This is a genomic window from Brachybacterium zhongshanense (genome assembly GCF_055385755.1).
In genome coordinates this window covers 440,626-453,999 of record NZ_AP043790.1, presented here as the reverse complement: position 1 = coordinate 453,999, position 13,374 = coordinate 440,626, and the positions used below count along the sequence as shown (strand labels likewise).

9 protein-coding genes and 1 tRNA gene are annotated in these 13,374 nt (G+C 68.3%); 2 read left to right on the top strand and 8 right to left on the bottom strand.

Features of this window, described 5'->3' with window-relative positions; translation table 11 throughout:
* Positions 1-85 precede the first annotated feature (85 nt).
* The 3 genes from rpoB to rplJ form a co-directional block, all read right to left on the bottom strand.
* Positions 86-3,574, bottom strand: a complete 3,489-nt coding sequence (gene rpoB, locus ACZ5AJ_RS01940) for a DNA-directed RNA polymerase subunit beta (protein ID WP_464136632.1) — start codon at positions 3,572-3,574, stop codon at positions 86-88.
* 641 nt (positions 3,575-4,215) lie between these two features.
* Entirely contained in the window at positions 4,216-4,602 is a 387-nt protein-coding gene (gene rplL, locus ACZ5AJ_RS01935) for a 50S ribosomal protein L7/L12 (RefSeq protein WP_464136630.1), read from the bottom strand.
* Positions 4,603-4,761: 159 nt separating this feature from the next.
* Positions 4,762-5,277: a 50S ribosomal protein L10 gene (gene rplJ, locus ACZ5AJ_RS01930; RefSeq protein WP_464136629.1), complete on the bottom strand. Its 516-nt coding sequence runs from the start codon at positions 5,275-5,277 to the stop codon at positions 4,762-4,764.
* Positions 5,278-6,108: 831 nt separating this feature from the next.
* Here rplJ and adhE point away from each other — a divergent pair.
* Positions 6,109-8,853, top strand: coding sequence for a bifunctional acetaldehyde-CoA/alcohol dehydrogenase (adhE, locus tag ACZ5AJ_RS01925; RefSeq protein WP_464136627.1), 2,745 nt, complete (start codon positions 6,109-6,111; stop codon positions 8,851-8,853).
* Positions 8,854-8,983: 130 nt separating this feature from the next.
* Here adhE and rplA read toward each other — a convergent pair whose 3' ends face one another.
* The 5 genes from rplA to ACZ5AJ_RS01900 form a co-directional block, all read right to left on the bottom strand.
* Positions 8,984-9,703 carry a 50S ribosomal protein L1 gene (rplA, locus tag ACZ5AJ_RS01920; protein ID WP_464136625.1) on the bottom strand — a complete coding sequence of 240 codons (720 nt, stop codon included), beginning with the start codon at positions 9,701-9,703 and terminating at the stop codon, positions 8,984-8,986.
* 5 nt (positions 9,704-9,708) lie between these two features.
* Entirely contained in the window at positions 9,709-10,140 is a 432-nt protein-coding gene (rplK, locus tag ACZ5AJ_RS01915) for a 50S ribosomal protein L11 (protein WP_464136624.1), read from the bottom strand.
* Positions 10,141-10,478: 338 nt separating this feature from the next.
* Positions 10,479-11,390 carry a transcription termination/antitermination protein NusG gene (gene nusG, locus ACZ5AJ_RS01910; protein WP_464136623.1) on the bottom strand — a complete coding sequence of 304 codons (912 nt, stop codon included), beginning with the start codon at positions 11,388-11,390 and terminating at the stop codon, positions 10,479-10,481.
* Positions 11,391-11,496: 106 nt separating this feature from the next.
* Complete coding sequence (secE, locus tag ACZ5AJ_RS01905) at positions 11,497-11,760, bottom strand: preprotein translocase subunit SecE (protein ID WP_464136621.1); 264 nt, start codon at positions 11,758-11,760, stop codon at positions 11,497-11,499.
* A gap of 61 nt (positions 11,761-11,821) precedes the next feature.
* Positions 11,822-11,894, bottom strand: a tRNA-Trp gene (locus ACZ5AJ_RS01900).
* Positions 11,895-12,133: 239 nt separating this feature from the next.
* Here ACZ5AJ_RS01900 and ACZ5AJ_RS01895 point away from each other — a divergent pair.
* Positions 12,134-13,369, top strand: a complete 1,236-nt coding sequence (locus ACZ5AJ_RS01895; RefSeq protein ID WP_464136619.1) for a pyridoxal phosphate-dependent aminotransferase — start codon at positions 12,134-12,136, stop codon at positions 13,367-13,369.
* The last annotated feature ends 5 nt before the right edge of the window (positions 13,370-13,374 follow it).

Below are 13,374 nucleotides of genomic sequence, written 5' to 3'. Positions count from 1 at the left end.
AATCTGAAGTCTGGTGTCTGAGGGATCAGGGCTGGGGCGGCACCGGCGGGGGCGGCGCTGACCGCTCCCCCGCCGGGCCCGTCCGTCAGACCTCTTCGATGGAGCCGACGCCCTCATGGGGTCGGCGGGACAGGTCGATGCCGAGCTCCTCCGCTGCGCGGAAGACCTCCTCATCGCCCTCGCGAACGTCCTGGGCGGTCCCGTCGCTCGACAGCACCTCGACGTTCAGGCACAGCGACTGCATCTCCTTGAGCAGCACGCGGAAGGACTCCGGGATGCCGGGCTCGGGGATGTTCTCGCCCTTGACGATGGCCTCGTAGACCTTCACGCGGCCGGGGATGTCGTCGGACTTGATGGTCAGCAGCTCCTGCAGCGCGTAGGCGGCGCCGTAGGCCTCGAGCGCCCACACCTCCATCTCGCCGAAGCGCTGGCCGCCGAACTGGGCCTTACCGCCCAGCGGCTGCTGCGTGATCATCGAGTAGGGGCCGGTCGAGCGGGCGTGCAGCTTGTCGTCCACCAGGTGGTGCAGCTTCAGGATGTACATGTAGCCGACCGAGATGGGCTCGGGGAACGGCTCACCGGAGCGGCCGTCGAACAGCTGCGCCTTGCCGTTCTCCTTGACCATCCGCACCCCGTCGCGGTTGGGGCGATGGTTCTTGATCAGACCGGTGACCTCATCGGCCGTGAGGCCGTCGAAGACCGGGACCGCGACCGGCGTGCCGGGCTCGCCGTGCAACGCGGACTCGGGCAGATCAGCGGCGGTCGCATCGGACGGGTCGAGATCCCAGCCGGACTTCGCCACCCAGCCCAGATGCGTCTCCATCACCTGACCGATGTTCATGCGGCCGGGCACGCCCATCGGGTTGAGGATGATGTCGACGGGGGTTCCGTCCTCGAGGAACGGCATGTCCTCGACCGGCAGGATCTTGGCGATGACGCCCTTGTTGCCGTGGCGGCCGGCGAGCTTGTCCCCATCAGTGATCTTGCGCTTCTGCGCGACGTAGACCCGGACCATCTCGTTGACGCCCGTGGGGAGGATGTCGCCATCCTCCTCGTCGTTGAAGACCTGGACACCGATGACGGTGCCGGACTCGCCGTGGGGGACGCGCAGCGAGGTGTCGCGCACCTCGCGGGCCTTCTCGCCGAAGATCGCGCGCAGGAGGCGCTCCTCCGGAGTGAGCTCGGTCTCGCCCTTCGGGGTGACCTTGCCGACCAGGATGTCGCCGGGCGACACCTCGGCGCCGATGCGGATGATGCCGCGCTCGTCGAGGTCTGCCAGGACGTCGTCGCCGACGTTGGGGATGTCCCGGGTGATCTCCTCCTTGCCGAGCTTCGTGTCGCGGGCATCGACCTCGTGCTCCTCGATGTGGATCGAGGTGAGGACGTCGTCCTGGACCATGCGGGAGGACAGGATGATGCCGTCCTCGTAGTTGTGGCCGTTCCAGGACATGAACGCGACCAGCAGGTTCTTGCCCATCGAGAGCTCGCCCTGGTCGGTGGAGGGGCCGTCGGCCAGGATCGAGCCCGCCTCGACACGATCGCCCTGGTCGAAGAGCACGCGCGGGTTGTAGCAGTTGCCGGCGTTGGAGCGCTGGAACTTCCCGATCGGGTAGGTCTGACGGGTGCCGTCGTCGGCCATGACCGAGATGAGGTCGGCCGAGAGCTCCTCGATGACGCCGGACTTCTTCGCCACGACCACGTCGCCCGCGTCGACCGCGGCACGGCGCTCCATGCCGGTGCCGACCAGCGGCATCTCGGCGCGGAGCAGCGGCACGGCCTGGCGCTGCATGTTCGAGCCCATCAGCGCGCGGTTGGCGTCGTCGTGCTCGAGGAAGGGGATCATCGCGGTCGCGACGGACACCATCTGGCGCGCGGAGACGTCCATGTAGTCGACGTCCGTCGGCGGGACCAGCTCGGGCTCCCCGCCCGGGGTCCGCGAGAGGACGGCCTCGTCGAGGAAGGTGCCGCTCTCGTCGATCTTCGCGTTGGCCTGCGCGATGATGTGACGGTCCTCATCGTCCGCGGTGAGGTAGACGATCTGGTCGGTGACCTTGCCGCCCTCGACCTTGCGGTACGGCGTCTCGATGAAGCCGAAGGGGTTGATGCGGGCGAAGGTCGCGAGCGAGCCGATCAGGCCGATGTTCGGGCCCTCGGGAGTCTCGATCGGGCACATGCGGCCGTAATGCGACGGGTGGACGTCTCGGACCTCCATGCCGGCACGGTCGCGGGAGAGGCCGCCGGGGCCGAGCGCCGAGAGGCGACGCTTGTGGGTGAGGCCCGACAGCGGGTTGTTCTGGTCCATGAACTGCGAGAGCTGGGAGGTTCCGAAGAACTCCTTGATCGCCGCGGTGACCGGACGGATGTTGATCAGGGTCAGAGGGGTGATCGCCTCGACGTCCTGCGTGGTCATGCGCTCGCGGACGACGCGCTCCATGCGGGACAGGCCCGTGCGGACCTGGTTCTGGATCAGCTCGCCGACGGCGCGGATCCGGCGGTTGCCGAAGTGGTCGATGTCGTCGGTCTCGACACGGACCGGCTTGCCGTCGGTGCTGGTGTACTCCGAGATGCCGTCATGCAGCGCGACGATGTACTTGATCGCGGCGACGATGTCCTCGAGGCGCAGGGTCGACTCCGACAGCGGAGCATCCAGGCCGAGCTTCTTGCCGATCTTGTAGCGACCGACCTTGGCGAGATCGTAGCGCTTGGCGTTGAAGTAGAGGTTGTTCAGCATGGCCTCGCCCGCATCGCGCGTCGGCGGCTCGCCCGGACGCTGCTTGCGGTAGATGTCCATGAGCGCCTCGTCCTGCGAGGAGACGCGGTCCTTCTCGAGCGTCGAGCGCATCGACTCGAACTCGCCGAACTCCTCGAGGATGTCGCTGTGCGAGAGCCCGAGGGCCTGCAGGAGCGTGGTGACGGACTGCTTGCGCTTGCGATCGATGCGGACGGCGACCTGGTCGCGCTTGTCCACCTCGAACTCCAGCCACGCACCGCGCGAGGGGATGATCTTGGCCGAGAAGACGTGCTTGTCGCTCGTCTTGTCGATGCTCTCCTCGAAGTACACGCCGGGGGCGCGGACCAGCTGGGAGACAACGACTCGCTCGGTGCCGTTGATGATGAAGGTGCCCTTGTCCGTCATGAGCGGGAACTCGCCCATGAAGACCGTCTGGGTCTTGATCTCACCGGTCTCGTTGTTCATGAACTCCGCGATGACGTACAGCGGAGCGGCGTAGGTGAGGTCCTTCTCCTTGCACTCGTCGACCGTGTACTTCGGGTCGTCGAAGGTGTGGTCGCGGAAGGAGAGCGACATGTTCCCCGCGAAGTCCTCGATCGGGGAGATCTCCTCGAGGATGTCTGCCAGACCTGAGGTCTGCGGGACGTCGTCCTGACCGGCGGCGGCAGCGGCGGCGGCCCGCTCCTGCCAGCGCTCGTTGCCGAGCAGCCAGTCGAAGGACGTGGTCTGCAGACTCAGCAGGTCCGGGACGTCGATGGGGTCGCCCAGCTTCGCGAAGGTGACTCGCGGAGAAGCGGTGCGCAGAGAGATGGCGGTGGTGCGATCGGTGCTCGAGGCAGCCAAGGGTGGGGTCCTTCCACAGGCCGATGACGGTATCCCAGGCGCGATGTGGACCCGTGGGGCGGCGGAAGCAGGCGGCAGAAGCAGGAGCAGCAGGCAAGGTGACAGCAGTCCCCGCGGACGACACACAGCGCGAAGAACAAGCATACACAAATCCACGGATGGACACAAGGGGTCGACGAGGACCAGTCCATCCGCGGCGGCCGCCATATGCCTGGCGCGGAAGAGGTGCACCGTGCTTCCTGCCCGTCTCTCTCGACTCGACCCGCACCGGAGGACCGGGGATCGCGCGGCAGGAACAGCTCTGTGACCACGACAGGATGGAAGAAAAACTCCCTGGAGTCAAGCAGGAGGCGAGCGGAGACGGCACGCGAGCGCTCCTGAGAGGATCCAGCGGGCCGCTCGAGAGCTGGTGATCGCCCGCTCCTGCCCCGTCGTGCGAGGCTCCGTCGGACGGCCAGAGCTCCTCCGATCGACCGGATCCGCTTCGGACCGCCGGGACCCCCCGACGAGCAGAGGGCCTCGCGGCCCGGAGACATGGCGCGGCATGGCGAGACTAGGCGAGACATGGCGAAGGGCCGCCCTGCTCATGCAGGACGGCCCTTCGGCGCGTGATGCGAGGCGCCCTCAGCGGGCGCCGGAGATCACTTGACGGTGACGGTCGCGCCGGCAGCCTCGAGCTTCTCCTTGGCCGCGTCCGCGTCCTCCTTCTTCGCGCCCTCGAGGACGACCTTGGGAGCGCCGTCGACGAGCTCCTTGGCCTCCTTCAGGCCGAGCGAGGTGAGGGCGCGCACCTCCTTGATGACGCCGATCTTGGCCGAACCGGCCGACTCGAGGATGACGTCGAACTCGGTCTTCTCCTCGGCGGCGGCCTCGCCACCGGCAGCCGGCGCACCGGCGGCCGCGACGGCCACGGGGGCCGCGGCGGTGACGTCGAAGACCTCCTCGAACTGCTTCACGAACTCGGACAGCTCGATGAGGGACATCTCCTTGAAGACGTCGATGAGCTCGTCGTTGCTGAGCTTCGCCATGATGGCGTTCCTTCCTGTCGGTGGGACCGGGTCATTGCCCGACCCCTGCGTTGTGGGCGGCGCGCATGCGCCAGGTCATACGAACCGACGCCCCTCGGCGGGGCAACCGGCGGACAGCGCTGAGGCTGTGGTGCTGCTCGGAGGTCGGAGCCGTGAGGCTCAGGCCTCCTGCTTGGCCCGCAGCGCGTCCACGGTGCGCGCCGTCTTCGACAGCGGCGCCTGGAACACGGCGGCGGCCTTGGACAGCGAGCCCTTGAGGGCACCCGCAGCCTTGGCCAGCAGGACCTCGCGGGACTCGAGGTCCGCGAGCTTGTTGACGTCCTCCTGCGAGAGCTCCTTGCCCTCGAAGTAGCCGGACTTGATCACGAGCTCGCCGTGATCCTTGGCGAAGTCACGCAGAGCCTTCGCAGGCTCCACAGGCTCACCCTTGATGAAGGCGATGGCGGTCGGACCGCTGAGCTTGCCCTCGAAGGCGTCGATGCCGGCCTCGCGGGCGGCGATCTCCGTGAGCGTGTTCTTCACCACGGCGTAGGTCGTCTCGGAACCCAGCGCACGACGCAGCTGCTTGAGCTGCTGGACGCTGAGACCGCGGTATTCGGTGATGACGGCGGCGTCGGACTCACGGAACAGCTCCGTGATCTCGGCGACGGCGGTCACCTTGTCGGGATTCGCCATGGCCCTCCTTCCAGAGGTCTCTCGCCTCCGGCTGAAGGAGCCCACCCGCAGCGGGTGCGGGACACGGAAAAGGCCTCGACACGCAGGTGTCGAGGCCTCGGTGCGCGCGCCCCATGCCGACCAGGACTGACCCCGGTCTCGGGACGCGACCGCGCACGGTCGCTTCATATCACCTGCGCAGGCCGTCCCGTGAGGGATTCCTTCGGTCGTCCTCGGGGTCGAGGGCGACGACCGGCGGTCTTCGGTGGCCCCAGACTACCCCGCTGACGCACCGGGTCTCCAGGGACCGATGCCGGACAGTGGCCCACATCATGTGCTGCACCGCCGCTGAGCGGATCCGCAGGGATCGGATCGCCTCCCAGGGACCCAGGTCCCCCGCAGCCGCCGCGCACGGCTCCCGCGATCCCGCCACCGCTCGCGGACAGCACGGCGCGGGGCGGAGGCGTCGGCGCCCCGACCCCGGAGGGAGGTCCATCTCCCCCACCATCCAGGGTGGCCCACAATGCGCAGGTCCGCGAGGGACGAGGGTCCTGCGGCCGACGAGCGGCGATCGTCCTCAGAACCGCCCGCATGCCGCCCGGCGGCCCCGGGACCGCCCCGCGCGAACCCCTGGATTCACGGTCCGCCTTCGCAGCGCACACCCTCCCCTCCCTTTCTTCTGACCTTTCGTCATATCCCTGAACATGCCCTATGACCTGCGCTTTCAATCCTCCTGGGGACTTTCGTCCGACAGGTTTCGGCTGATTCTGGCCGCCATGGACAACCGGATGCACCGTTCTTATCGTCTAACTGACGGATTCAAGAGATCCCACCGAAGACAGGACTACGGGAATGACTGCCACGGAGACCACGACCCCAACCCCCACGACAGATGCCGCCCCGGCGACGTCCGGCGGCCCCGAGACCGCATCCGGACCCCAGGGTGTCGTCGGCCCGGAGCCCGGCGTCGAGCACGAGAGCACCGTCGAGACGATGATCGACGAGCTCGCCGAGCGCGGGCAGAAGGCCCTCCGGGCCTTCGCGGACTACGACCAGGAGCAGATCGACGCGATCGTCCACGCCATGGCGCTCGCCGGCGTCGACCAGCACATGCAGCTCGCGAAGCTCGCCGTCGAGGAGACCGGTCGCGGCCTCTTCGAGGACAAGTGCATCAAGAACATCTTCGCGACGGAGTACATCTGGAACTCCATCAAGGCCGATCGCACCGTCGGCGTCCTGTCCGAGGACACCCAGCGCGGCATCACCGAGATCGCAGAGCCCGTGGGCGTCGTCGCAGGCGTCACCCCGGTCACCAACCCGACCTCGACGGTGATGTTCAAGTCGATCATCGCGATGAAGACCCGCAACCCGATCGTCTTCGCCTTCCATCCCAGCGCCCAGCAGTGCTCGGCGCAGGCGGCGGCCGTCGTCCGCGATGCCGCCATCGCAGCCGGCGCCCCCGAGGACTGCATCCAGTGGATCGAGCAGCCGTCCCTCGAGGCGACGAACACGCTGCTGAACCATCCCGGCATCGCGCTCACGCTCGCGACGGGCGGCGCCGCCATGGTCCGCTCGGCCTACTCGACCGGGAAGCCCGCCCTCGGCGTCGGTCCCGGCAACGTGCCGGTGTACGTCGACCGCACTGCGCCGATCCGGCGCACGGTCAACGACCTCCTGCTCTCGAAGACCTTCGACAACGGCATGATCTGCGCGTCCGAGCAGGCCGTCTTCGTCGACAGTTCGATCATGGACGCGCTGCTCGCGGAGTTCGCCGAGTACGGCGCCGTGCTCCTCGATGAGGAGCAGAAGGAGGCTCTGCGCGCGTACATGGTGACCCCCAAGGGCACCATCGCCCCTGGCGTCGTCGGCATGAGCGCTGCTCAGATCGCCGCCCACGCCGGCATCGACGTCCCCCCGGGCACGAAGCTGCTCCTGGTGCGGATCGACGAGGTCGGGCTCGAGGAGCCCTTCTCGCTCGAGAAGCTGTGCCCGGTGCTCGCGGTCAGCCCCGTGGAGAGCGCTGCCGAGGGCTTCGCCCGCTGCGAGCAGATGCTCGAGGTCGGCGGGCTCGGCCACACCGCCGTCATCCACACCGCCGATGCGGCGCTCGAGCGCGAGTTCGGCCTCCGGATGAAGGCATGCCGCATCATCGCCAACTCCCCCAGTGCTCAGGGCGGCATCGGCGATCTCTACAACGGCCTGATCCCCTCGCTGACCCTCGGCTGCGGCAGCTACGGCCACAACTCCGTGTCGCACAACGTCAGCGCCGGGGACCTCATCAACGTCAAGCGGATCGCGGAGAGGCGCACAAACATGCAGTGGTTCAAGGTCCCGCCGAAGACCTACTTCGAGCGGTACTCCACCCAGTACCTGCAGGCGATGCCCAAGGTGTCGCGCGTGTTCATCGTGTCCGACCCGGGCATGGTCCAGCATGGCTTCGTCGACATCGTCATCGACCATCTGCGCAGGCGCGGCGACGGCACCCAGTGGACGATCTTCTCCGACGTCGAGCCCAACCCCTCGTCGACGACCGTCTTCAAGGGTGCTCAGGCGATGGCGGACTTCGCTCCCGACTGCATCGTCGCCCTCGGCGGCGGCTCCGCGATGGACGCCGCCAAGGGGATGTGGCTGTTCTACGAGAACCCGGAGTCCAGCTACTTCGGCATGAAGCAGAAGTTCCTGGACATCCGCAAGCGCACCTACCAGTTCCCGGAGATGGGGCGGAAGGCCCAGTTCGTCGCGATCCCGACCACGGCCGGCACCGGTTCCGAGTGCACGCCGTTCGCGGTGATCACCGACGCCGAGACCCACGTGAAGTACCCGCTGGCCGACTACGCGCTCACCCCGACGGTGGCGATCGTGGACTCCCAGTTCGTGGACACGGTCCCTGCTCGGACCGCCGCGGACTCCGGCATGGACGCGCTCACCCACGCGATCGAGTCCTACGTCTCGGTGATGGCCAGCGACTACACCCGCGGGCTCTCGATCCGCGCCGCGCAGCTGATCCTCGCGAACCTGCGCGCCGCGGTGCTCGAGAACGACATGGCGGCCAAGGAGGCCGTGCACAACGCCTCGGCGATGGCCGGCATGGCCTTCGCCAACGCCTTCCTCGGAATCGTCCACTCCCTCTCGCACAAGTGCGGGGCGGAGTTCGGCATGGCCCATGGGCGCATGAACGCGATCTTCCTCCCCCACGTGATCGCCTACAACGCCCAGAAGCCGGTGAAGCACGCGATCTTCCCGAAGTACGACTCCTTCCGGGCTGACACCGACCTGGCGGACTTCGCCCGCGCCATGGGCCTGCCCGCCGCGACCGCCGAGGAGGGCGTCCAGTCCCTCATCGACGCCGTCGCCTCGCTCGCCGAGGACCTCGGCATCACCATGAGCCTCGAGGGCAACGGCGTCACCCGTGAGCATCTGGATGCGTCGATCGACGAGCTCGCCTTCCGTGCCTTCGAGGACCAGTGCACGACCGCGAACCCGAAGCAGCCGCTGGTCGCCGAGCTCAAGGGTCTGATCGAGGACGCCTTCACCGGCGAGGTCGGCCGCAGCTCCCGGCTCCGGGCCGAGGAGGAGGCGGCCATCGCGAAGAGCTGAGCCATCGCCGGGGCGTCTGCGGCGCCGCCGCGACGAGGTCGCAGACGCCCCGGAAAGCGGAAGCGGGGGCACCCACCGTGATGGTGGATGCCCCCGCTTCCGTGCGTCCAGCGAGGACGACGATGCCGGATCAGGCCTCGTCGGTGTCCTCGGTGAGGTTGCGGGTGCGGTTCACGTCGACCGGGATTCCCGGGCCCATGGTGGTGGACACGGTGATCTTCGAGATGTAGCGGCCCTTCGCGGAGGACGGCTTCAGTCGGAGGATCTCCTCGAGCGCGGCGACGTAGTTCTCGACCAGCTGCGCATCGGAGAACGAGGTCTTGCCGATGATGTAGTGCAGGTTGGCCGCACGGTCGGTGCGGAACTCGATCTTGCCGCCCTTGATGTCGTTCACGGCCTTGGCCGTGTCCATCGTGACCGTGCCGGTCTTCGGGTTCGGCATGAGGCCGCGGGGGCCGAGGACGCGGCCGAGCTTGCCGACCTTGCCCATCAGGTTCGGCGTCGCCACGGCGGCGTCGAAGTCGGTCCAGCCGCCGGCGACCTTCTCGATGAGCTCGTCGTCGCCGACCTCGTCGGCGCCCGCCTCACGAGCGGCCTCAGCCTGCGGGCCGGTCGCGAAGACGATCACGCGCGCGGTCTTGCCGGTGCCGTTGGGCAGGTTGACGGTGCCGCGCACCATCTGGTCCGCCTTGCGGGGGTCCACGCCCAGGCGCATCGCGACCTCGACGGAGGCGTCGAACTTCGCGGGGCTGGTCTTCTGCGCCAGACGCACCGCGTCGAGCGGGGAGTACAGGCGGCCGGCCTCGATCTTGGCGGCGCCGTCCTTGTAAGCCTTGCTACGGAATGCCATCGTTCTCAGCCCTCCACCGTGATGCCCATGGAACGAGCGGTGCCGGCGACGATCTTCGCCGCGGCCTCGATGTCGTTCGCGTTCAGATCAGGCATCTTGGTCTCCGCGATCTCGCGGACCTGCGCCTGGGTGATCTTGCCGACCTTGACGGTGTGCGGCGTGGACGAGCCCTTCTGGAGGCCCGCGGCCTTCTTGATGAGCTCAGCGGCCGGAGGGGTCTTGGTGATGAAGGTGAACGAGCGATCCTCGTACACCGTGATCTCGACCGGGATGATGTTGCCGCGCTGATCGGCGGTCGCATCGTTGTAGGCCTTGACGAACTCCATCATGTTCACGCCGGCAGCGCCGAGCGCGGGACCCACGGGCGGCGCAGGCGTGGCCTGGCCGGCCTGGATCTGGAGCTTGATGACGCTCGCGATCTTCTTCTTGGGAGCCATTGCTCTTCCTCACTCTGTCGTGGTTCGGGCGGAGCCCATCACAGCTCCTCCCACACGGCGACCGCGCATCGCCCGAGCCACGAGGGCTTCGGAACGGGAACGCGGACAGCCTCCGCTGACGTTACCCGTCGTCGACCATGCCGTCGACCTGCAGGCGGGGTGATCTTGATCCGATTCCCGACGGTCGCGCGCCGACACCCGGTCGGCACCTGGTCGGCACCTGGGGGACGGGACGCGAGAGCGCCCGGCGACGCGGAGTCAATCCTCCGCGCCGCCGGGCGCCGATCAGCTCTCCGCTCCTCCCACGACATGCCGCCGCGCGAGGGCCGGATCCTGGCTCAGATCTTGGCGACCTGGTCGAAGCCCAGCTCGACGGGCGTCTCGCGGCCGAAGATGGAGACGAGGACCTGCAGCTTCTGCGTCTCGCCGTGGATCTCGGAGATCGTGGCGGGCATGGTCTCGAAGGGACCGTCCATGACGGTGACGGACTCGCCGACCTCGAACGCGGGGATCTTCTTCGCCGCGGCGGCCTTCGCGGCGGAGCCGGAGGAGCGCTTCTTCTCGGGGAGGCCGACGGACGGCTCGAGCAGCGAGTAGATCTCGTCGAAGGACAGCGGGGTCGGGTCGGTCGCATTGCCCACGAAGCCGGTCACGCCGGGGGTGTCGCGGACGACTCGCCAGGACTCGTCGGTCAGGTCCATGCGGACCAGCACGTACCCGGGCACGCGCACGCGCCGCACGATCTTCTTCTGACCGTTCTTGATCTCGGTCGCATCCTCCATCGGGACCTCGACCTGGAAGATGTAGTCCTCCATGTCCTGGGTCTCGATGCGCGTGGTCAGCTGGGTGCGCACGCGGTTCTCGTGACCGGAGTAGGAGTGCACGACGTACCACTCGCCCGGGGCGGCGCGCAGATGACGACGGAGGACCTGCAGAGGATCCTCCTCCTCGTCCTCGGCGGCATCGCCCGCGACGGGCTCGGCGACATCGGCGGACTCGTCGTCGGCAGCAGCATCCTCTGCGGCAGGATCGTCGTCGGCGGAAGTGGAGTCGGCGTCGGCATCGGAGCCGTCCGCGGTCCCGGCAGCCTCGCTCGGCTCGTCGGCGTCGGCGCCCTCAGCGGCGAGGCCCTCGGCGGCATCGGCGGAGTCATCCTGCTCCGCGGCGGGCGCCCCGGCGGACGCCGAGAACGACAGGGTGTCGTCGACGTCCTCGTAGGAGTCCTCCGGGTTTGAGGTCTGCTCGTTCACGTGCGTGAACCTGCCTTCCTGACGGCTGTGAATCGGAACGGTGCGGTGGGTGCGGCGGTCCCCGGCCCCGCACCGCAGGGGATGGGGGCCCAGTGTACTGAGCGGACTACTGAGGAACCGCGAAGGTCACCCGGGCCAGCCAGGAGAAGGCGGCATCGAGACCGAAGATGAAGAGGATCATGAGAGCGACGAACACGAGGACGGTGATCGAGTAGACGATCAGCTCCTTGCGGGTCGGGACGACGACCTTGCGAAGCTCTGCGATGACCTGGCGGATGAACAGACCGATAGCCACGAACGGGTTCGAGGACCCCTGGGGCCGACCGTCCTCGCTCGAAGAGGCGGTCGGAGCGTTCTGGCTGGAATTCACGTCTGGCCTGTCCGATCTCTCGTGGTCATCCGCTCCGGCCGGACGATCCCGACCGGACGGGCAGGGTAGACAGGGCTCGAACCTGCAACCTGCGGTTTTGGAGACCGCTGCGCTACCAATTGCGCCACTACCCTTCACGGGGACATCTCCCCCGTGGGACCCACTCCATCGCCCCTCCACGAGGGGCCTCCGGTTCGGGCCGGCGACCAGCATACAAGTCCTCGGCATCCCGCGCGAATCGGCCCGGAACACGTCACATCATGAGACTCCTGCGCCGACCGCAGCTCATGAGCGCATGCCCGCAGTTCCTGCGGTCCGCGCCCAGCTGTCGGCGATCCTGGCACCGGGAGCGGGCCTCTGCCACGATAGACGGGTGACCCAGGACAACGCCCCCGCCCCCAGCTCCCCCGCTCCCCACGGCCGAGTCTCGCGCCGTGTCGGCGCTATCGCCCCGTCGGCGACCCTCGCCGTGGACTCCACCGCGAAGGCGCTGAAGGCCGCGGGTCGTCCGGTCATCGGCTTCGGTGCCGGAGAGCCGGACTTCCCCACTCCCTCGCACATCGTGGACGCCGCCGTCGCCGCCGCTCAGGATCCGGTCAACCACCGCTACTCCCCCGGAGCCGGCCTCCCGGAGCTGCGCCGCGCCGTCGCCGACAGCGTCTCCGCGTCCACCGGGCTCGACCTCTCGCCCTCGCAGACGCTCATCACCAACGGCGGCAAGCAGGCGGTCTACCAGACCTTCGCGACGCTCCTGGATCCGGGCGACGAGGTCATCCTCCCGGCGCCGTACTGGACCACCTACCCCGAGGCGATCCGTCTCGCCGGCGCCACCGAGGTCCCCGTCCTCGCCGGGGCCGATCAGGACTATCTGCCCACGATCGAGCAGCTCGAGGCCGCCCGCACGGAGGCCACGCGCGCCGTCCTGCTGTGCTCGCCCTCGAACCCCACCGGATCGGTCATGAGCGCCGAGCAGATCCGTGCGTTCGGGCAGTGGGCCCTCGAGCACGGCATCTGGGTGATCACCGACGAGATCTACCAGCACCTCACCTACGACGGCGTCCCCTTCACCTCGGTGCTCGCCGAGGTGCCCGAGCTCGCCGGGACCACGGTGATCCTCGGAGGGGTCGCCAAGACCTTCGCGATGACGGGCTGGCGGGTGGGCTGGATGGTCGGCCCCGAGGACATCATCAAGGCGGCGTCGAACCTGCAGTCGCACCTGACCTCGAACGTCAACAACATCGCCCAGCGTGCGGCGATCGCGGCCCTGACCGGTCCGGTGGAGCCCGTCGAGCAGATGCGCGAGGCCTTCGACCGACGGCGGCGCACGATCGTCGAGAAGCTCTCGCAGGTCCCGGGGTTCACGGTGCCCACGCCGACGGGCGCCTTCTACGCCTTCCCCGACGTCTCCGGAGCGCTCGGCCGGGAGATCCGCGGGACCCGGGTGGAGAGCTCCTCCGAGCTCGCCGCGGCCATCCTCGAGCATGCCGAGGTGGCGGCGGTGCCCGGCGAGGCCTTCGGCGCCCCCGGTCATCTGCGCTTCTCCTATGCGCTGAACGACGCCGACCTGGCCGAGGGCATCGACCGCGTCATCGCGCTGCTGTCCGAGTGACCCCG